The sequence below is a fragment of the Nocardia coubleae NBRC 108252 genome, assembly GCF_001612805.1.
Lineage (GTDB): Bacteria > Actinomycetota > Actinomycetes > Mycobacteriales > Mycobacteriaceae > Nocardia > Nocardia coubleae.
Genome location: NZ_BDBD01000008.1, coordinates 70,020 through 91,291 on the forward strand (window position 1 = coordinate 70,020; position 21,272 = coordinate 91,291).

General features: G+C 67.7%; 16 protein-coding genes. 13 read left to right on the forward strand and 3 right to left on the reverse strand.

The genetic code is table 11. The annotated features are described in order from the left end of the window. The first annotated feature begins 75 nt into the window (after positions 1 to 75). From NCO8_RS06660 to NCO8_RS06680, 5 genes are all read left to right on the forward strand, one after another. Entirely contained in the window at positions 76 to 2,430 is a 2,355-nt protein-coding gene (locus tag NCO8_RS06660; protein ID WP_067637532.1) for an arylsulfatase, read from the forward strand. Positions 2,431 to 2,556: 126 nt separating this feature from the next. Beyond that, the gene (locus tag NCO8_RS06665; RefSeq protein WP_067637310.1) at positions 2,557 to 4,338 is read left to right on the forward strand and encodes a bifunctional S-methyl-5-thioribose-1-phosphate isomerase/methylthioribulose 1-phosphate dehydratase; all 1,782 of its coding nucleotides are present in this window, start codon (positions 2,557 to 2,559) and stop codon (positions 4,336 to 4,338) included. Continuing rightward, positions 4,335 to 4,904, forward strand: coding sequence for a 1,2-dihydroxy-3-keto-5-methylthiopentene dioxygenase (locus tag NCO8_RS06670; RefSeq protein WP_067491561.1), 570 nt, complete (start codon positions 4,335 to 4,337; stop codon positions 4,902 to 4,904). Before NCO8_RS06665 ends, NCO8_RS06670 begins: the two co-directional genes overlap by 4 nt. After that, positions 4,901 to 5,599 (forward strand): acireductone synthase, encoded by a 699-nt coding sequence (gene mtnC, locus NCO8_RS06675; protein ID WP_067637311.1) that lies wholly within the window; start codon positions 4,901 to 4,903, stop codon positions 5,597 to 5,599. Before NCO8_RS06670 ends, mtnC begins: the two co-directional genes overlap by 4 nt. Positions 5,600 to 5,657: 58 nt before the next feature. Further along, complete coding sequence (locus NCO8_RS06680) at positions 5,658 to 6,764, forward strand: hypothetical protein (protein ID WP_067637313.1); 1,107 nt, start codon at positions 5,658 to 5,660, stop codon at positions 6,762 to 6,764. Positions 6,765 to 6,809: 45 nt separating this feature from the next. Here NCO8_RS06680 and NCO8_RS06685 read toward each other — a convergent pair whose 3' ends face one another. Continuing rightward, entirely contained in the window at positions 6,810 to 8,354 is a 1,545-nt protein-coding gene (locus NCO8_RS06685) for an alanine/glycine:cation symporter family protein (protein ID WP_067637315.1), read from the reverse strand. A 427-nt stretch (positions 8,355 to 8,781) separates the two neighbouring features. On the opposite strand from NCO8_RS06685, the gene NCO8_RS06690 reads away from it, so the two are divergent. The 6 genes from NCO8_RS06690 (at position 8,782) to NCO8_RS06715 (ending at position 17,599) form a co-directional block, all read left to right on the forward strand. After that, positions 8,782 to 12,492, forward strand: coding sequence for a nitrate reductase subunit alpha (locus NCO8_RS06690; RefSeq protein WP_067637317.1), 3,711 nt, complete (start codon positions 8,782 to 8,784; stop codon positions 12,490 to 12,492). 10 nt (positions 12,493 to 12,502) lie between these two features. After that, positions 12,503 to 14,197, forward strand: coding sequence for a nitrate reductase subunit beta (gene narH / locus NCO8_RS06695; protein ID WP_067637320.1), 1,695 nt, complete (start codon positions 12,503 to 12,505; stop codon positions 14,195 to 14,197). Further along, positions 14,194 to 14,874: a nitrate reductase molybdenum cofactor assembly chaperone gene (gene narJ, locus NCO8_RS06700; RefSeq protein ID WP_067637322.1), complete on the forward strand. Its 681-nt coding sequence runs from the start codon at positions 14,194 to 14,196 to the stop codon at positions 14,872 to 14,874. The genes narH and narJ overlap by 4 nt, the downstream gene beginning before the upstream one ends. Then, positions 14,871 to 15,626: a respiratory nitrate reductase subunit gamma gene (gene narI / locus NCO8_RS06705; protein ID WP_067491549.1), complete on the forward strand. Its 756-nt coding sequence runs from the start codon at positions 14,871 to 14,873 to the stop codon at positions 15,624 to 15,626. Before narJ ends, narI begins: the two co-directional genes overlap by 4 nt. Positions 15,627 to 15,695: 69 nt before the next feature. Beyond that, the gene (locus tag NCO8_RS06710) at positions 15,696 to 16,859 is read left to right on the forward strand and encodes an NADH:flavin oxidoreductase (RefSeq protein ID WP_067637324.1); all 1,164 of its coding nucleotides are present in this window, start codon (positions 15,696 to 15,698) and stop codon (positions 16,857 to 16,859) included. 92 nt (positions 16,860 to 16,951) lie between these two features. Further along, positions 16,952 to 17,599, forward strand: coding sequence for a maleylpyruvate isomerase family mycothiol-dependent enzyme (locus NCO8_RS06715; RefSeq protein ID WP_067637534.1), 648 nt, complete (start codon positions 16,952 to 16,954; stop codon positions 17,597 to 17,599). Between the two features lie 89 nt (positions 17,600 to 17,688). Here the strand turns inward: NCO8_RS06715 and NCO8_RS06720 are convergent, their stop codons facing one another. Then, a complete protein-coding gene (locus NCO8_RS06720; RefSeq protein ID WP_067637326.1) occupies positions 17,689 to 18,033 on the reverse strand; it encodes a hypothetical protein in 345 nt (114 codons plus the stop codon). A 131-nt stretch (positions 18,034 to 18,164) separates the two neighbouring features. Between NCO8_RS06720 and NCO8_RS06725 the strand changes: the two genes are divergently transcribed. Both NCO8_RS06725 and NCO8_RS06730 read left to right on the forward strand, forming a co-directional pair. After that, entirely contained in the window at positions 18,165 to 19,049 is an 885-nt protein-coding gene (locus NCO8_RS06725; protein WP_084456677.1) for an oxygenase MpaB family protein, read from the forward strand. A 13-nt stretch (positions 19,050 to 19,062) separates the two neighbouring features. Then, positions 19,063 to 19,695: a TetR/AcrR family transcriptional regulator gene (locus NCO8_RS06730; RefSeq protein WP_067637328.1), complete on the forward strand. Its 633-nt coding sequence runs from the start codon at positions 19,063 to 19,065 to the stop codon at positions 19,693 to 19,695. 29 nt (positions 19,696 to 19,724) lie between these two features. Here NCO8_RS06730 and NCO8_RS06735 read toward each other — a convergent pair whose 3' ends face one another. Next, a complete protein-coding gene (locus tag NCO8_RS06735; protein ID WP_067637330.1) occupies positions 19,725 to 21,251 on the reverse strand; it encodes an aldehyde dehydrogenase family protein in 1,527 nt (508 codons plus the stop codon). Positions 21,252 to 21,272 lie beyond the last annotated feature (21 nt).

The window sequence follows — 21,272 nt, forward strand, 5'->3', positions numbered from 1 at the left end:
CGACACCGGTCACCGATTCCGCGCAGGCTGCATCTAACCCTGGTGACCAGCCATTTTGTCCAGTTCACTGCGGGAATGCCAGTTCCACCCCACGCACGCGGTTACGAATCCTTCGCAGGCTCGATCGGACGCACCTCCGCCGATTCCACGCCGAATTGGACCTCGCCGGCCACGGCGCCCGCCGGTGCGCCGAATATCGTCGTCGTCCTCGTGGACGATATGGGTTACAGCGATATCGGTCCGTACGGTTCCGAGATCGCCACGCCCACACTGGATCGGCTCGCCGCGACGGGTGTGCGCTTGTCGAATTACCACACCACTCCCCTGTGCTCACCGTCGCGCGCCGCGTTGCTCACCGGTATCAATCCGCACCGCGCGGGATTCGGTTTCGTCGCCAATGCCGATCCCGGCTATCCCGGGCTGCGCCTGGAAGTGGCCGACGATGTGCTCACCCTGCCGGAGATTCTGCGGGACAACGGATATGCCACCTACGCGGTGGGCAAATGGCATCTGGTGCGTGATGCCACGATGAATCCGGCGGCGCACCGGAATTCGTGGCCGACGCAGCGCGGATTCGACCGGTACTACGGATCGCTGGAAGGCCTCAATTCCTTCTACTACCCGAATCAGCTGGTTTCCGACAGTTCGGTGGTGGATGTCGAGGAGTATCCGCCGGGCTACTACCTCACCGACGACCTCACCGACAAGGCACTCTCCTACATCAAGGACCTGCGCGCGCACGACGCGACGAAACCGTTCTTCCTGTACTTCGCGCACGTCGCCATGCACGGACCGTTGCAGGCGAAGGCGCAGGACCAGGCCAAGTACCGTGGACGGTACGACGAGGGCTGGGACGAATTGCGCCGGAAGCGCTTCGCCGAGCAGGTGGCACAGGGCTTGTTCCCGCCGGGCACCCAGCAGAAGCCGCGCAATACCGAGCCGGGTTACGAGGCGGCGGAATGGGATTCGCTGTCCGCGGCCGAGCAGCGGCGGTACGCCCGGTACATGGAGGTGTACGCGGGCATGGTCGACAGCATCGACCAGAGTCTGGGCCGCATCGTCGATCTGCTCGAGGAACTGGGCGAGCTCGACAACACGGTCATCGTGTTCACCTCCGACAACGGCGGCACCGCCGAGGGCGGGCCGGAGGGCACCCGCTCCTATTTCGCCGAATTCGCCCACATCGACGACCCCGACTGGGTGGGCGACGTGCCCCACGACGAGGAACTGATCGGCACCGCGAAGCTCGGGGTGCACTATCCGCGTGGCTGGGGGCAGGCATCCAACACGCCGTTCCGCTTCTACAAGGGGCAGACCTTCGCCGGTGGGGTGCGGGTGCCGCTGATCGTGTCGTGGCCGAAAGGCTTGCCGCGCAAGGACGACGACACCGGCATCCGGCACGAGTACGCCTATGTCACCGATTTGGCGCCGACCCTGCTGGAATTCGCCGGGCTCGACCGGCCTTCGGTCCGCAACGGTCTACCGGCCAAGGACTTCGACGGCGTTTCCGCCGCCGCCCTGCTCCGCGACGCCTCCGAACCGACCCTGCACACCGAGCAGTATTCGGAGATGACCGGTCATCGCGGCTTCTACCGCGACGGGTGGAAACTGCTCTCGCTCCACGAAGCCGGCTCCGACCTGGACGCACCCGACTGGCAGCTCTTCGACGTGCGCGCCGACCCGACCGAGCTGCACGACCTTTCCGCACAGTATCCGGACAAGGCCGCCGAACTCGCGGCTGCCTGGGACGAATCGGCCTGGGCCAATACGGTTTTCCCGCTCCTCACCCGTGCCGACTTGTTCCGCAGGCGCCCGGAGGAGACGCGGCTGGCCGACCCGGTGCGCCTGCTCCCCGGCACCCCGACCCTCGAGCGCTACCGTTCGCAACGGCTGATCGCCTACCGCGACTTCACCATCACCGCCGAACTCGGAGCGGCCACTTCCCCCTCCCGAACCGGTGACCGATCCGTGCCCACCGGTTACCGGGACGGCGACGAAGGCGTACTCGTCGCCCACGGTGACCCGCTCGGTGGTTACCTGCTCTACATCGAGCACGGCGAGGTGGTGCTCGGCGTGAACAGTTACGGCCGCTACGCGTCGGTGGGCACACCGCTGCCGGTCGGCACCCGCTCGGTCACCGTCCGCGCCACCGTGCGTCCCCACCTGCGCTGGGACTTCGTCGTCGAAGCCGACGGCACACCCCTGGCCGAACTCACCGACCAGGTCCAGCTCGTCGGCATGGCGCCGTGGACCGGCATCTCCGTCGGCGTCGACGCCCGCGGCCCGGTGTCCTGGGACCTACGCGAACGCCGCGGCCCCTTCCGCTACACCGGCGCCCTCCGCGCGATCACCTACACACCAGGTCCGATCCAGGTTCCGCAGGCCACCATCGATGCGGTCGAACGCGAGGCCGAGTTCGTTGCCGAGTAGCGCCCCGGGCATGCACTCCGCCGAGCTGGTCACGCGTCTGTCCAGGTCGGGATCGGGTCCCGGCGGGTCGACCTGGTCGGATATCGTCTACCGGCGGAAAGACAGTCTCGCAGTGAGGACACCCCGATGGACGACAGTTCCCTGACCTGGGACGACGGTGCGCTCGTCACCATCGACCAGCGCGGGCTGCCGCACGAGGTGCGTGAGCTGCGGTTGACGACCGTCGATCAGGTGATCGACGCCATCACCACGCTCGCCATCCGTGGTGCGCCCGCCATCGGGATCGCGGGGGCGTTCGGCGTGGTCATCGCGACCCGCGCTCACACGACGGTCGTCGACGCCGCCACCCAGGCGGACGACGAACATGGCTGCGGGGCCGCTGAGCAGGTAGGACAGCGCAGCGCGGCCGTCTCGCGCGAATCGGTGCGGGCCGGCCTTTCGGGCGGCGGCGTGGTCGACGTGGCGGCGGTGGAAGCCGAGGCGGATCGAATCGCGGCGGCGCGACCCACCGCCGTCAACCTGGCATGGGCGGTCGAGCGGGTGCGGGCACGGATTCCCGAAGGTGCCGACGCCGTACTGGCCGAAACCCTCGGCATGCTCGCTGAGGACGGCCGGGTCAACCTGGCCGCCGCGACCCACGCCGCCGACCTGGTGCAACAGCTCTGCGGTGACCGGCCGCTTCGCCTGCTCACGCACTGCAACACCGGACGCCTGGCCACCAGCGCGGTAGGTACGGCCATCGGCGCGCTGCGGGTGCTGCACGAGCGCGGCGCGGTCACCGACGTGATCGTGGACGAGACCCGGCCGCTGCTGCAGGGTGCGCGGCTCACCGCGTGGGAGCTGGCCGAGGCGGGCATCCCGCACCGGCTCACCATCGACTCGGCCGCCGCGTGGGCGATGGCGACGGGCCAGGTGGACGCGGTGCTCGTGGGTGCCGACCGGATCACCGCCAACGGCGATGTCGCCAACAAGATCGGCACCTTCGGTCTTGCGCTGGCCGCGCGTCATCACGGCCTCCCGTTCATCGTCGTCGCCCCGGAGTCCACCCGCGATACCGCGATGGCGACCGGCGCGCAGATCGTCGTCGAACAGCGGGCCGCCGCGGAGGTCACAGGGTTCGGTGGGGTCGAGGCCGCACCGGCGGGCACCGCCGTGTTCAACCCGGCCTTCGATGTGACACCGGCCGACCTGGTCACCGCGGTGGTCACGGAGAACGGTGTGGTCTACCGCAACGCGGACACCTTCGCCGGGAACGGCCGCGCCGCGAGCTCGGCGAGCGACATGGCCGGACGCGCGCTCGCCGCCGTCGCTCGTCAGCTCTACGAACGCGGCTGGATGCCCGGTACGGCAGGCAACATCTCGGTGCGATCCGGGAGCGACGATGCGCTGATCACCGCCAGCGGATTGTCGAAAGGCGAACTGACCGAGCGCGATGCGGTGCGCGTCCGCGTGGCCGACACCACCGCCTACCCGGGTCAGGACCGAAAACCCTCCGCCGAGACCAGCATTCACACCGCCGTGTACCGCACGCGCGATGCCGGTGCCGTCGTGCACGTGCACTCACCGTTCGCCACCGCCCTGGCGACCACCGCCCGGCCGGGTGACACCGTGCGGGTCAGCGGGTACGAACTCATCAAGGGTTTCGGGCTCGACGATCCGTCGACCGTGGATGTTCCGGTGTTCGCGAACTGGCCCGACGTCGCGCGCATCGGTGCCGACATCGAGTACTACCTGCGCGAGAATCCCGGTGCCGCACCGATTCTGTTCATCACCGGGCACGGCATCACCGCCTGGGGTGACACTCTTGCCCAGGCGCGTGATCGCGCCGAATGTCTGGAAGCACTGTGCGAGTTGATCGCCCGCACCGGACGTACCGACGCCACTCCTTTCGAGATCGGACCGAGATGACCCTGCTGCAAGTGATGGCGGCCGACAATGCCGCCGATGTCCGGGTGCGGACCACCGATACCGCCGAGATCGGTGCCGAGCTGTCGAAGCACGGCATCGCTTTCTCCCGCTGGGAGGTGCTCCCCGACGCCGCGACCACCGACTCCGACACCCTGCTCGCCCATTACGCGCCGCGGATCGCCGAACTGAACGCGTCGGGTCGCTACGAGCACATCGATATCGCCCGCATCCACCCCGACGACGACAACCCCGACTGGCCCGCCACGGCGGCGGGTGCGCGCACCAAGTTCCTCGACGAGCACCGGCACGCCGAGGACGAGGTGCGTTTCTTCGCCGCCGGTCGCGGCTGCTTCTACCTGCACATCGACGACGCGGTGCTGGCCACGGTGTGCGAGGCGGGCGACCTGCTTTCGGTGCCCGCGGGCACCCTGCACTGGTTCGACATGGGCCCCCGCCCCGATTTCGTCGCCATCCGCTTCTTCGAGGAGGCCGACGGCTGGATCGGCGACTTCACCGGCGACAAGATCAGCGCCGGTTTCCCCACCCTGGACGAGCTGCTCGCGTGATCCGCGCGATCGTCCTCGATATCGAGGGCACCACCAGCCCCACCGATTCGGTGCGCACCGACCTGTACGGCTACACCGAGAAGCATCTGCCCGCCTGGCTGGCCGAGAATGCCACTGGTGCAGCCGAATCCGTGATCGCCGCCACCCGAGAACTGTCCGGCGAGGAGACCGCCGATACCGCACGGGTCGCGGAAATCCTCACCGGCTGGCTACATTCGGACGTGAAGGCCGAGCCGCTGAAAGCCGCCCAGGGCGCCATCTGCGCGGAGGGCTTCCGCGCAGGCGACTTACACGGCCGCTTCTTCGACGACGTCGCCCCCGCCCTGCGCGCCTGGCACGCCGCGGGCCACACCCTCTACATCTATTCCTCGGGTTCCGAACGCAACCAACGAGATTGGTTCACCTACGCCGACCCCGGCGACCTCTCACCCCTCATCACCGATCACTTCGACCTGGTGAACGCCGGCCCCAAACGCGAACCGTCCTCCTACGACACCATCACCACCCGCATCGGCGTCGCCCCGCGTGAAACCCTGTTCCTCTCCGATCACCCGGACGAACTCGACGCTGCGGTCACCGCAGGCTGGCACGTGGTCGGCGTCCACCGCCCCGGCGAGCCGAATCCCCCACGCCCACCGCACAAGTGGGTCGGCTCGTTCGCGGAGATCGACCCCGCGGAGCCACCCGAACAGTAGTCCGAGCACGTCGGCGGCTCGATCCGCGGAGTCGCCGACGGCTGATTAGTCTGCTCACATGACCGACCAGGGGCACAGCCTCGACACCGCCCCCACCTCCCCACCGAGTTCCGCTCCATTCGCCACACCGGCCCCCGATCTGGTCGGCATCACGGACCCGGACAGCACATTCGTCGAGACGCCGGGCAGCAGCGACCGCATGGCCGGCCACATGGCCCGCCGCATGAGCGTCCGACCGGCCCTGGCCGCTCTCGTGCTGATACTGCCGGTGTACTTGCTCCTCGCGTTCTGGCTGGACCTGCCTGCGATCACCTTTCCGCTGGTCACCGTGGTGCTGGCGCTGTACCTGTACGCCAGCATCTCCTACACCCTGCGCAAGCGGTTGCGGAGCCTGCGGGACCACACGGAGCCGCCGCCGACCCAGACGCTGCGACTGGGCGCCGACGCGCTCGACGTCGCCGACCGCACGGCGCACACCCGCATCGCCTACGACCGCATCAGGTCGATCACCGTGTCCCGGGCGGCCGTGACCCTGCGCCTCGAGATGGTCACGCTGTCGATGCCACGGCAACTGTGGCCGGACGAGTCGATCGCCGCGCTACGCGACCTCGTCGGCAAGCGCGGCGGCCCTGAGCTCGCGCCGCTGCCCCCGCTACCTGTCCCGGCCGAACCACACACCTCGACGGTGGCAGGCTCCGACACAGCCCGACTCCTCGCCGCGGCCGCCCAGCTCGAGCCGTGGCGGCGGCCGGGGGCCAAAATCGCGGTGGTCGCCTTCGCCGTGATCGCCATCGAATTCGCGGTGATCTGCGGCGGGCGCTACGGCGCGCCGGGCGTGGTCCTCCCGCTGGTCATCGGCACGATCGTCGAGATGTTGTTTTGGCGACGCGCGCACACCCCCTCGGCCGCGCTGGTCGACCACGCCGCGCGAGCAGCATTCCCGAACGCCACCATGTCGGCCGTGTTCGGTTCCGACGCAGCAATTTTCGCCACGCCCGCCTGGATCATGCGGATCCCGTACACCGTCATCGGCAAGATCACCATCCGCCCCGAGGTCACCGCCGTCGTCTTCGGCCGCGTCCCGATCATGCTGCCGACCGCGCTCTTCCCGCCGCACATCGCCAACGGCCTCGCCGAGCACGGCATCCGAGTCGACCATCGGTGAAAAGAGAACGCGCCGAGGTCCTGGTGTGGACCTCGGCGCGCCGAATCACTTGGTGACAGTGACCTTTTCGCGTTCGCCTTCCGGTTCGTAGGTCTCCCAGAAGGTGGCGTTGCGGATACCGAGTGCCTTCGGATCGAAGACGGGGTCCTTGCCTTCCTTCTTCTGCTTCTCGAAATCGCGCAGGGCCTTGTAGGCGGGCTGCTGGATGATGATGATGCCGATGATGTTGAGCCAGGCCATCAGGCCGACGCCGATGTCGCCGAGGGTCCAGGCGTCGGTGGCCGTCGACAGCGCGCCGACGGCGACCGACACCAGGATGAGGGCCTGCAGGACCAGTGTGGTGTTGGCGCCGACGGTGCCACGGATGACGGGGACCGGCTTGGCCGCGGCCTTGCCGACCAGGAAGCGCAGGTTGGTGTCGGCCATGTAGTAGTAGGCGATGATCGTGGTCAGGCAGAAGAACGCCAGCGAGATCGCGACGAAGGTCGAGCCGAAACCGCCCCACAGGGTGTCGACCGCGTGCTGGGCGTAGGCGGGGCCGACCGCGGCGTCCGACGGCAGCACGCCACCGTCGGCCAGGACCTTGCCGTCGGCGGACTCACCCTCGAAGACCCGGTAGGCGCCGGTCGACAGGATCAGCAGACCGGTGGCGGTGCACACGAACAGGGTGTCGATGTACACGGCGAACGCCTGCACCAGGCCCTGCTTGGCGGGGTGGGACACCTCTGCGGCGGCCGCCGAGTGCGGGCCGGTGCCCTGACCAGCCTCGTTGGAGTACACACCGCGCTTGACGCCCCACATCACGGCCGCGCCGATGATCGCGCCGAACGCCGCGTCGGCGCCGAGGGCGCTGCGAACGACCAGGGACAGGATCTCCGGGATCTGGCCGGCGTTGGCGAACACGATGACCATGGAGATCAGGATGTAGCCCACCGCCATGAACGGCACGACGACCGCCGCGAAGGCGGCGATGCGCTTGACGCCACCGATGATGACGAACGCGAGCACGATCACGGTGCCGAGGGCGACCACCCATTCCGACACGCCCCAGGCCTGGTTCATCGCGGCCGCCATGGAGTTGGACTGCACGCTCGGCATGAGCAGACCGCAGGCCAGCACCGTCACGGCGGCGAAGATCACCGCGTAGACCTTGAACAGTGGGGCGGCCTTGGTGTGCGACATCGCCCGGTGGAAGTAGTAGGCGGGCCCGCCACGGTACTCACCGGTGAGCGGGTCGCGGGTCTTGTAGATCTGGCCGAGGGTGCACTCGACGAAGGACGTGGAGGCGCCGAGGAAGGCCACTGCCCACATCCAGAACAGCGCACCCGGGCCGCCGAAGGCGATGGCGGTGGCGACGCCCGCGATATTGCCGGTGCCGATCCGCCCCGACAGCGACATCGCCAACGCCTGGAACGACGACACTCCGGAGGCGGACTTCTCGCCGCGCAACAGCAGCCGCACCATCTCCGGGATCTGGCGGACCTGGACGAACCTCGAACGGATCGAGAAGTACACCCCCGCGGCCAAGCACAGATAGATCAACGAGTTGCTCCAGATATAACCGTTGATCGTGGTCAAGAACTCAGCCACTCGCTCGTACTCCCTGATAGCCATCGATGGACGTCAGACATGATCGCATGTCCGGTAACCGCTGGTTAGCTGAGTACATATTGTTCGTCCGCCCGCCCCGCTCCCGGGCGTGGATCGAAGCGACGCAGGTCACTGTGGGTGTGTAAACAAATGTAAACCGTCCGAGAACCCGTCGTTTCCGAAGCATCACCGCGTCGGCGCCGAACCGCCTCGCGAGCATCGGGAAAGGCCGGTCGGATGGGGGTTTCCCCTGGTCGTGGCGGGTGTGGTGGGTGAGCGTCGGGTTACGGGGGTGACCAGCACATTTCGCCCACCTCACAACGCACAAAGGCCCGATCCGGGGTGTGAGAAGTTCGTTTTGACCGGCGGGATCGCCTCCTTACAGTTGGCCTCAACAGCCCGATTTCACAAGCTCGAAGGGGGCGTCGTGGTTAATTCGCGCACTCATGGTCCGTCGCCCACCGATTTCGGTGACAGTCTGCTGACGCTCGGAAAATACTTTCAGCGCGGTGAGGTTTCCGCGGATCAGCGGTCGGTGTTCAAGGTCGGTGGGCGCGATGCCGACGCGTTCTACCGCGACCGGTGGTCGCACGACAAGGTGGTGCGCTCCACCCACGGCGTGAACTGCACCGGTTCGTGCTCGTGGAAGATCTACGTCAAGGACGGCGTGATCACCTGGGAGTCCCAGCAGACCGACTACCCCTCGGTGGGCTCGGACAAGCCCGAGTACGAACCGCGCGGCTGCCCACGTGGCGCCTCGTTCTCCTGGTACACCTACTCCCCCGCCCGCGTGCGCTACCCGTATGTGCGCGGCACCCTGCTCGACCTGTACCGCAAGGCCAAGGCCGAGCTGAAGGACCCGGTGCTGGCCTGGGAGTCGATCGTCGAGGATCCGGTCAAGGCCAAGGCGTACAAGAACGCCCGAGGCAAGGGCGGGTTCGTGCGTGCCGAGTGGTGGGAGGCGGCAGAAATCGCCGCTGCCGCACATGTTTACACGATCAAGCAGTACGGTCCCGACCGCGTCGCCGGTTTCTCGCCTATTCCGGCGATGTCGATGGTCAGCCACGCGACGGGCGCGCGGTTCGTGTCGCTGCTCGGCGGCTACATGCTCTCGTTCTACGACTGGTACGCCGACCTGCCGGTGGCCTCACCGCAGGTGTTCGGTGACCAGACCGACGTGCCGGAGTCGGCCGACTGGTTCGACGCGGGCTACCTCATCATGTGGGGTTCCAACGTCCCGGTGACCCGCACGCCCGACGCGCACTACATGACCGAGGCGCGGTATCGCGGCCAGAAGGTCGTGGTGGTCTCCCCCGACTACGCCGACAACACCAAGTTCGCCGACGAGTGGGTGGCCGCACGCCCCGGTACCGACGCGGCGCTGGCGATGGCGATGGGGCACGTGGTGCTCAAGGAGTTCTTCCTGGAGAAGCAGACTCCGATGTTCCTGGACTACATCAAGTCCTACACCGATCTGCCGTACCTGATCTGTCTCGACGAGGCGGCGGATCAGGGCGGCGCTCTACCCGGCAAGTTCCTGACGGCGGCTGATCTGGGCCACACCGACGAGAACGCCGAACACAAGCCGGTCCTGCTCGATCAGGACGGCAACCCGGTGGTGCCCAACGGATCCCTGGGCCACCGCTTCAACGAGGCCGACGCGGGCAAGTGGAATCTCGACCTCGAAGGGGTCGACCCGCTGCTCACCCTGCTCGGCCATTCCGACGAGGCGCCGACCACCATCGCGCTGCCACGCTTCGACACCGACACCGCCGCACCCATCATCCGCGGCGTGCCGACGAAAACCGTTGCGGGTAAACGGGTCACCACCGTCTTCGACCTGCTGCTGGCCCAGTACGGCCTCGGTCGTGACGGCCTGCCCGGCGAGTGGGCCAAGGGTTACGACGACGCCGAGTCGCCCTACACCCCGGCCTGGCAGGAAACCATCACCGGCGTGCCCGCCGTGCAGGCCGCGCGCATCGGCCGCGAATTCGCCGACAACGCCGAACGTTCCGGTGGCCGCTCGATGATCCTGATGGGCGCGGGCACCAACCACTGGTTCCACTCCGATCAGATCTACCGCGCGTTCTTCACCCTCACGCTGCTCACCGGTTGTCAGGGCAAGAACGGCGGCGGCTGGGCCCACTACGTCGGCCAGGAGAAGTGCCGACCTGTAACCGGTTGGGCCACATTGGCTTCGGCGAGCGACTGGCAGCGCCCGCCGCGTCAGATGCAGGGCACCGTGTTCTGGTACCTGACCAACGACCAGTGGCGCTACGACCCGTTCACCTCGGACTCGTTCGCATCCCCGCTGGGTAAGGGCAAGTTCGCCGGTCGTACCGCCGCCGACAACATCGCGCTGGCGAGTCGTCTCGGCTGGATGCCTAGCTACCCGACGTTCAACCGCAACCCACTGGACATGGCCGACGAAGCAGCCGCCGCGGGTAAGACCCCCGGTGAGCACGTGGTCGACGGACTCAAGTCCGGTGACCTGCGTTTCGCCTGCGAAGACCCCGACGCTCCCGAGAACTTCCCGCGCGTGCTCACCGTGTGGCGGGCCAACCTGCTCGGCTCCTCGGGCAAGGGCAACGAGTACTTCCAGAAGCACCTGCTCGGCTGCGGCTCCAACCTGCAGACCACCGACGCCACCGGCGTGCGCCCCCAGGAACTGGAATGGCGTGAGGAAGGCGCCGAGGGCAAGCTGGACCTGCTGCTGGCCCTGGACTTCCGTATGACCAGCACCACCTTGTTCGCCGACATCGTGCTGCCCGCCGCCACCTGGTACGAGAAGCACGACCTGTCCTCCACCGACATGCACCCCTTCGTGCACGCCTTCTCCCCCGCCATCTCCCCGCCGTGGGAGGCCAAGACCGACTTCGAGGCGTTCCACCGCATCGCGCGCGGGTTCTCCTGGCTGGCCGAAAAGCACCTGGGCACAAGGAAAGACATCGTCGCGGTGCCGTTGCAGCACGACTCACCGGATGCGCTGGCGCAGGCGGGCGGCAAGGTGCTGGACTGGAAAGCCGGTGAGTGCGAACCGATTCCGGGCAAGACCATGCCCAAGATCGTCGAGATCGAACGCGACTACACCAAGATCGCCGAGAAGCTCGCGGCGCTCGGCCCGCTGGTCGACACGCTCGGGGTGACCACCAAGGGCATCACGACCTACCCGGACAAAGAGGTGGAATACCTCGCGGGCAAGAACGGCACCGTGGTGTCGGGGATCGCGGCCGGGCGGCCGTCGCTGGCCAAGGACACCTTCGCCGCCGAGACCATTCTCGCGCTGTCGGGCACCACCAACGGCCGTCTCGCCGTCGAGGGTTTCCACCAGCTCGAACGCCGCACCGGTACGAAACTGGCCGACCTCGCCGCCGAGGCCGAGGGCAAGCAGATCACCTTCGCCGACACCCAGGCCCGGCCCGTTCCGGTGATCACTTCGCCGGAGTGGTCGGGCAGCGAGAGCGGCGGGCGCCGATACTCGCCGTTCACCATCAATGTGGAGCGGCTCAAGCCGTGGCACACCCTCACCGGGCGTCAGCACTTCTACCTCGACCACGACTGGATGATCGAACTCGGTGAGCAACTGCCGATCTTCCGTCCACCGTTGGACATGTCGGCGCTGTTCGCGGAGCCGAGCATCGGCAATGTGAGCGGCAACGGGCTCACCGTGCGCTACCTGACCCCGCACTCGAAGTGGTCCATCCACTCGGCCTACCAGGACAACCTGCACATGCTCACGCTCTCGCGGGGCGGTCAGACGATCTGGATGTCGGATGTGGATGCCAAGAAGATCGGTGTCGCCGACAACGACTGGATCGAGGCGATCAACCGCAACGGTGTCGTCGTGGCCCGCGCGATCGTCTCGCACCGCATGCCCGAGGGCACGGTGTTCATGTACCACGCCCAGGACCGCGCGGTCGATGTGCCGCGCATCGAGGGCACCGAGGACACCACCAAGGAAGCCAAGGGCAAGCGCGGCGGTATCCACAACGCACTCACCCGGGTGCTCATCAAGCCCTCACACCTGATCGGCGGCTACGCCCAGCAGTCGTTCGCGCTGAACTACCACGGCCCCACCGGAAACCAGCGCGACGAGGTCACCACCATTCGTCGCCGCAACCAGAACGTGGAGTACTGACATGCGCGTTATGGCTCAGCTCGCCATGGTCATGAACCTGGACAAGTGCATCGGCTGCCACACCTGCTCGGTCACCTGCAAGCAGGCGTGGACCAATCGCGGTGGCACCGAGTACGTCTGGTTCAACAATGTGGAAACCCGTCCGGGACAGGGATATCCGCGCCAGTACGAGGACCAGGAGAAGTGGAAGGGTGGCTGGACGCTCAACAAGCGCGGCAAGCTCACCCTGAAGTCGGGGTCGCGGTTCAAGCGGTTGATGAACATCTTCGCCAACCCCGATCTGCCGACGGTCGACGACTACTACGAGCCGTGGAGCTACGACTACGACAACCTGCTGTCGTCGCCGCCCACCGACACCACCCCGGTCGCCCGGCCGAAGTCGCTGATCACCGGCGAGGACACCAAGGTCACCTGGGGCGCCAACTGGGACGACGACCTGGGTTCGGGCCCCGAGCAGGTCGGCAAGGACCCCTTGCTCGGCAAGCTCGAGGACAAGGTGAAACTGGAGTTCGAAGAGACCTTCATGTTCTACCTGCCGCGCATCTGCGAGCACTGCCTCAATCCCTCGTGTGCCGCGTCGTGCCCGTCGGGCGCGATCTACAAGCGCGAGGAAGACGGCATCGTGCTCGTCGACCAGGACAAGTGCCGTGGCTGGCGCCAGTGCATCACCGGCTGCCCGTACAAGAAGATCTACTTCAACCACAAGACGGGCAAGGCGGAGAAGTGCACCTTCTGCTACCCGCGCGTGGAGGTCGGCATCCCGACCGTGTGCTCGGAAACCTGTGTGGGCCGGCTTCGCTACATCGGCGTGATGCTCTACGACGCCGACGCTGTGCTCGAGGCGGCGCAGGTCACCGACCCGCAGGATCTGTACACCTCTCAGCTCGGTGTGTTCCTCAACCCGCACGACCCGCGCGTGATCGCCGAGGCGGAGAAGGCCGGTATCTCGCCGGAATGGATTGCCGCCGCGCAGGATTCGCCGGTGTACAAGCTGATCGTCGACTACCAGCTCGCGCTGCCGCTGCACCCGGAATACCGCACCATGCCGATGGTCTGGTACGTGCCGCCGCTCTCGCCGGTGGTGGACGTGCTCACCGAGACCGGACACGACGGCGAGGACGCGCGCAACCTGTTCGGCGCCATCGATGCCCTGCGCATTCCGATCGGCTACCTGGCGGAGCTGTTCACCGCCGGTGAGATCGGTCCGGTGCGCGCGTCGCTGCAAAGGCTGGCCGGGATGCGGGCTTTCATGCGGTCGGTGAACCTCGGTGAGGAACCCGATTCGGGTATCGCGCCCTCGATCGGGCTCGAGCCCGAGGAGATCGAGGCGATGTACCGGTTGCTCGCGATCGCCAAGTACGAGCACCGCTACGTGATTCCCAGCGGCGCGACTTCCCGTGCGCACGAACTGGATTCGCTGGCCACCGGGTGCAGTCTCGACACCGACGGCGGGCCGGGCATGACGGCGTTCGACCAGGTGGTGGAGAAGTTCTCCCTCGCCGACACGAATCAGGCGGCACCGGAGGAGAAGTCGGGGCGGATCAACCTGCTCAACTGGGACGGTCGCTCCACCGCGGGCCTGCTGCCCGGCAGCCACAGCGGCGACGGCAACGGCAACGGCCACCCCGGCAACGGCGCCGGATCCGGTGGTGGAGGCAACGGCGCCACCACCACCGACCCGGCCGTCAGCGGGGTGCCGCGATGAGTCTGCTCTCCATCCGGCGGCGACCCGAGCCCGTCCTCGCTTTGGCCGAGCACGAGCGTCGCATGGTCTGGCGCCTGGCCGCGCTGCTGCTGGACTATCCCGGCGAACACACCCTCGCCCTGCTCGACCGACTGTCCTCCGCCGCGGCACAATTGCCCGACGAAGTGCGCGGGCATTTCGAGCCGGTCCTCGCCTACCTGCGCGACACCCCGGACATCGAGGTCGCCCAGAGCTATGTCGAGACCTTCGACATGCGCCGCCGCGCCAGCCTGCACCTGACGTTCTACGCCTACGGCGACACCCGCAAACGCGGCATGGCACTGCTGCGTTTCAAGCACGCCTACCGCCAGGCCGGTGCCGAACTCGGCGACGAGGAACTGCCCGACCACCTGCCGGTGCTGCTCGAGTTCGCCGCCACCGTCGACCCGATCGGTGGTGAACGCCTGCTCGGCGAGCACGTGCCGGTCCTGGAGCTGCTCCGGTTGTCACTGGGAGACAACAATTCCCCGTACTCGGGTGTCCTCGCGGCCGTCCTGGCGACCCTGCCACCGGTGACCACCGCCGACCGCCGCCGCATCGCCGAACTCGCCGCCCAGGGCCCGCCCGAGGAAGAGGTCGGCCTGGAACCCTTCGCCATGGACCCCGCCCTCTTCGACGCCACAGAAGGACGCCGATGAACGCCACCATTCCGCTCCCCGAAGGCTTGTGGCTGATCCTGCCCTATATCGCCGCGACTTCCTTTGTGCTGGGCCATGTCTGGCGCTACCGGTTCGACCAGTTCGGGTGGACCACGCGGTCGTCGCAGATCTACGAGTCCAAGCTGCTGCAGCTGGGCAGTCCGCTGTTCCACTTCGGCATGCTCGGGGTGTTCGGCGGGCATGTGATGGGTCTGCTGATTCCGCAGTCGTGGACGGCGGCGCTCGGGATCTCCGAGCACACCTATCACCTGGTGGCGGTCGGCGCGGGTTCCGTCGCGGGCCTGATGGTGGTGGCCGGAGTCGCCATCCTGTGTTACCGCCGCATCGTCGTGCCCGCCGTGCGCAAGGCGACCAGCCGCAACGACATCATGATGTACACGCTGCTCACGTTGGCACTGGTCACCGGGCTGCTGAACACCTGGGGCTCGAACCTGCTGTGGGGCACCTACAACTACCGCGACACCGTGTCGCCGTGGTTCCGCAGTCTGTTCACCATCGACCCGGAGCCGGGGCTGATGGTCGGCGTGCCGTGGACCTTCCAGCTGCACGGACTGGTGGTGCTCGCCCTGGTCGCGGCCTGGCCGTACACCCGTTTGGTACACATGTTCAGCGCGCCCATCGGTTACCTCACCCGCCCGTACATCGTGTACCGGCGCAAGGAAGTGGACACCAAGGACAAGACCCGTTTCGCCAAGGCCTGGGACGCCCCGGTGACTCCCGATCGCTGGTAAGTCAGCTTTTCGCCCGGTGAGCGGGCGATACCGTTGCGGTCCGTAATTGAAACGTGTTTCACTTCGGGGATGAGCGATGTCCTCGCGCCCGCCCGCCTCGGTCCCCTCACCCTGCGCAACCGCGTGCTCAAGGCGGCCACCTTCGAGGGGCGCACCCCCGACGCGCTGGTCACCGACGAGTTGGTGGAGTTCCATCGGGAGGTCGCGGCCGGCGGGGTCGGGATGACGACGGTCGCCTACTGCGCGGTCGCGCCGGGTGGGCGGACGGATCGGCATCAGATCTGGATGCGGCCGGAGGCCGTGCCGGGGCTGCGGCGGCTCACCGATGCCGTACACGCCGAGGGCGCGGCGGTGAGCGCGCAGCTCGGGCACGCGGGACCGGTGGCGAACGCACGGTCGAACCGGGCGCCCGCGCTGGCACCGAGCCGGATGTTCAATCCGCTGGGGATGCGGTTCACCAAGGTGCCCGACGCACTCGCCATCGCCGAGGTGGTCGAAGCGCACGCGCGGGCGGCCCGGTTGGCACGGGAGTCCGGGTTCGACGCCGTCGAGGTACACCTGGGCCACAACTACCTGGCCAGCGCCTTCCTGAGTCCGCTGCTGAACCGGCGCCGCGACGAATACGGCGGTTCGCTGGCGAACCGGGCACGGGTGGCGCGGGAACTGGTGCGCGCCGTGCGCGAGGCGGCGGGCGACGACGTGGCGGTCACCGCCAAACTCACCATGGAAGACGGTGTGCGCGGCGGTTTCTCGATCGAGGAGTCGCTGCGGGTGGCGCGCTGGCTGCAGGACGACGGCGCCGTCGATGCCATCGAACTCACCGCGGGTAGCTCCCTGCTCAACCCGATGGCCATCTTCCGTGGCGACGCACCGCGCCGGAACTTCGCCCGCGCCTTGCCGATTCCGGTGCGCTGGGGTTTCCAGCTCGTCGGCGGCAAGTTCTTGCGCGAATACCCTTATCGCCCAGGCTATCTGCTCGACAAGGCGCGACGCTTCCGGGCGGAGCTGACGATGCCGCTGATCCTGCTCGGCGGCATCACCGACCTGGCGGGTGCCGAACAGGCCCGCACCGAGGGCTTCGATTTCGTCGCGATGGGGCGGGCCCTGCTCCGCGAACCCGATCTCGTCCGCCGCTGGCAGTCCGACCGGGCGACTCCGTCGCTGTGCACGCATTGCAACGAGTGCGTACCGACCATCTACTCGACGACCCGCTGCGTGCTGCGAACCCCCTGACCGATCAATTCGCGGGGGTCACGTCGTCTGCATCAGGGGACGTCGGCTCGGCACCACGGCGCCCGGTGATCGAGGGTGCCACGGAGGTTCACGTGCCCGATTCCCGTGCCGCGCTGTGGGCGCTGACGCACGCCGAACGCGCCGCTCTCGCGGACGACCTCGCCCGCCTCGACGACGATCAGTGGAGTTCGCCGTCGCTGTGCGGTGCGTGGACCGTCGAAGACGTGGTCGCGCACCTCACGGCCGGTGCGGGTACCGGCCGGATGCGCTGGCTGGTGAGCGTTCTCGGGGCGCGCTTCGACTTCGACAAGCACAACGAGCGGCGCAAGGCCGAACACCTCGGGACGACACCGGCCGAAACCCTCGACCGGTTCCGGGCGATCGTCCACAGCACCACCGCACCGTCGGGTGATATAGCCGCATGGCTCGGGGAAATCGTGGTCCATGCCCAGGACATCCGCCGCCCCCTCGGACTCACCACCACACCGTCGATCGAGGCGACCACCGCCGTCGCCGAATTCTTCGTCGGGCGCAACTTCACCGTCCCCAGTCGCACGCTCGTCGAAGGCCTTCGCCTGGAGGCGACCGATGGTTCCTTCACCCACGGCACCGGACCACTGGTCCGTGGAACAACGATCGCATTGACCATGGCGATGGCGAGCCGAGTGACCTACTGCGACGACCTCACCGGCCCCGGCCTCCCCACGCTGCGCGACCGCATCACCGGCAACGAGAACTGAATCCACGCACGTCCAGGCGGAGACGATCGACCCGTCTCCCGACACTGGCCGGCAAAGCTACGTTCGCGCTTTCGTCCCCGGGCAGGATGTCAGGCTCCGGCGCCCAGAGCTTTGCGAACGGTGTCGAACCAGGCCTGGGTGCCGACCAGGCCCGCTTCGATGTCCTTGCGGCCGCCGTGGAAGCCGAAGAGTTCGGCGGCGTAGCGGCTGAGGACCGTCCCCTCGGACTCCTCGAGTTCGGCGAGGACGTCGGTGTCGCCGAGGAGGTAGGCAACAGTGGCGATCTGACCGTCCGGCCACTCGTCGCGGTGGGTGGCCCAGCCGTCGGCGCGGACCGCGCGGGCTCTTGCGAGCAGCTCCGCGCGTAGAGCATCGCGGTCGGCGTCGGTCGGCTTACGGGGTTTGCCCCAGCTGATCCGTTTCACATCCGACATGTCGAGTCCTCTCGCCTGTACACACGACTCATGGACCGAGTCTTGCACGGCGACCGCGTGAGTTGATTTGATGAAGATCTTCTCAACGTATCATCGACTCAGTAGCTGTCTGGACAAGGAGACGCAGGACCATGCGCGAAGCTTCAACTGGGCCCGTACCGACCACCGCGGGCGACCACGGCGGCGTTCTGCGGTGCCGATATGGCACGGTCGACGATTTTCGGATCGAGCAGTTCCTCGACGGCATCGGCGCCTTCGCGGGAGCGGGCGCGAACGTCATCGTGCAGCTCGCGAACCGGCCCGTCGGCTACGGCGTCGTCGAAAGCACGGTCGAGTCGGGCCGCGCCGATGTGCACCCGTGGAAACGCCTGCGCACCACGCTGACCTACATCGCGGTGGCGATGCTCGGCACCGAGGACGACCGCACCGTCTATCGCCAGGCGGTCGGCAGCGTTCATCGCCATGTCCGCTCGGCTCCGGGCGCCGCGGTCGGGTACAACGCCTTCGATCCCGAGCTGCAGAAGTGGGTGGCGGTCTGCCTGTGCTGGGGTGTCCTCGATCTCCACGAACGCCTGTACGGCCCGCTGGACCGCGACACCAAGGAGGTCTTCGTCCAGTACGGCGCCAAATTCGGCACCGGCCTGCAGATGCGACCCGGTATGTGGCCCGCCGACCTGGACGAGTTCGAACGCTACTTCGAAGCCGGGCTGGCGACCATGCAGATCGATGACGTAGTCGCCGAATACCTGCGCAAGCTGATCGGATTGCGCAACGTTCCGCGGCCACGCCGCCTCGCGGACTTCCACCGCTTCGTCGTGATCGGTCTGCTGCCCGAACCCATGCGCGCCCAGCTCTACCTGCCGTGGACCGACGCACAGGAACGACGGCACCGGATCCTGTTCCGCGCCATCGGCGCCGTCTACGGGCGGCTGCCCGTGCGCGCGCGGCTGTTCCCGTACTCGACGGTGCTCTGGGACATGCGGCGACGCCACCGGCTCGGGCGCCCGCTCGTCTGAGTACGGTGAGGCAGTGAGCAGATTGCTGGCCCGGATCCGCAGCCACGGCGGCGTGGAACGGGACAACGCCGATGTCCTGAACGGCGCCCTGGCCGCGTTCCTCGACTTCGGCATCAAACGCACAAGCATGGCCGAGGTGGCCCGCCGCGGCGGGCTGTCCTTGGCCACGCTGTACCGCCGGTTCGGCGGGAAGGACGACGTCGTCCAGGCTGTCGGGCTCTGGCAGGTGCGCTGCCTGCTGAACGAGGCCGACCAATCGATGCGCAGGCAAGCCGAGGACGGCGCGAGCGCCGAGGACCAGATCGTCGAGCTGTTCGTCGTCTTCGCCCTCGGTCTGCGCCAGAACCCGCTGCTGGATCGTCTGCTCGCCACCGACGCCGCCGCCGTACTCCCTTATCTCACGACCGGCGGGTCGCCGGTGATCGAACTCGGCCGTGACTTCCTCGCCGAGTTCATCACCCGCTTGCAGCTGCAGGGCAAACTGCCCGCCTACGATCCGCTGCCCGTCGCCGAGATGGTGGCGCGCACGGCGTTGTCGTTGGTGCTGACCAGGCCCACTGTCATACCCCTCGACGACGAGGCGGCGGCGCGCCGGTTCGCCCGCGATCACATCGCACCGGGGTTCCGCCCGCCGCGCGCACCATAGCGCACCCAGCCGACGGAACCCGTCGACGACTACTTGCCGAAGCGACGCCGTCCGCGCGCACCGGTGGCACGCATCGCGTTGCGCATGAACCCGAAGCTCTTCAGGCTGTACGGGTACCAGACCAGTTCCTTCTTCTGCGTCGGCAAGGCGGGCGCGGTGATCGCCTGCTTGCGGCAGTACTTGCGCACACCGTCCGCTCCGCCGAATCGGTAACCGGTGCCGGACTGGCCCCAACCACCGTGCGGGAGCGCGAAATTGAACAGGTTGATGGTGGCGTCGTTGATGTTCACCGCGCCGACCGCCAGCCGCCGGGCAATGGCCTGGCCGCGGGACTTGTCGCCGGTCCACACCGAGGCCGACAGACCGTACTCGGAGTCGTTGGCGAGGCGGACGGCCTCGTTCTCGTCGGCGACCTTGATCACCGGGATGGTTGGGCCGAAGGTTTCCTCGGTGATGCACGACATCGAATGATCGACGTCGACCAGCACGGTCGGTTCGAAGAAGTTGCCCTCCCCCGTCGCCTTTCCGCCGGTGAGTACCCGCGCACCCTTGGCGATCGCCTCTTCCACGTGGCGGGTGACGATCGCGACCTGTGCATCGTTGGCGAGCGGGCCGACATCGATGGTGCCCGCTCGGTCGTCACGACCGAGCCGCAGCGACTCGACGTGGGCGACAAGCTTGTTCACGAACTCGTCGTACACCGGGGCTTCGACGTACACCCGCTCCACCGACACGCACAGCTGCCCGGCATTGGTCAGGGCACCGAAGGTGATGCCGTTGACCGCGCGCTCGAGGTCGGCGTCGGCCAGCACGATCGCCGGGTCCTTGCCGCCCATCTCGAGGCTGTAGGGGCGCGTGCGTTCCGCGCACGCGACGGCGATCCGGCGCCCGGTGCCGCCGGAGCCGGTGAACTGGACGAAGTCCGAGTTGTCGACCACCGCGGCGCCGGTGTCACCCGCCCCGGAGACGATCGTGAACACGGGCGGCGCGCCGATCTCGGCCCAGCCGCGAGCCAGGAGCAGTGGCGTCAGCGGGGTCACCTCCGACGGCTTGAGCAGCACCGCGGCGCCCGCGGCGAGCGCCGGAACGACATCGGCGGTCACCATGGCGAGCGGGAAGTTCCACGGCGTGATGATGCCGACCACGGGGTACGGCACGTATGCGGTGGTCAACTTCTTGACCCGCATCAACGGGGTGTGCGGGCGCACGTCGGTATCGGCGAGGAACTCGGCCGCGTTGCGCGCGTAGTAGCCGAGGATATCGACGGTGAAGGCGACTTCCACCTCGGCCTCGACCCGGGGCTTTCCGGATTCGTCCTGAATCGAGTCCGCCAGTTCGGCCGCATGGTCGAGCACCCAGTCCTGCAGCTTCAGCAGCCACTGCTTGCGGCCGGCCGGGGTGATCGACTGCCATCTCGGCTGCGCCTTGCGCAGCGCGACGGCTGCCGCGGCGACCTCCGCCGGGGTGGCGACGGCGACGGTGCCGACCGTCTCCCCGGATGCCGGGTTACGCACGATGAGCTCGGCGTCGACGATGGGCGTGGCGGAATCAGACACTTGTTCTCCCGGCTGGCCGAA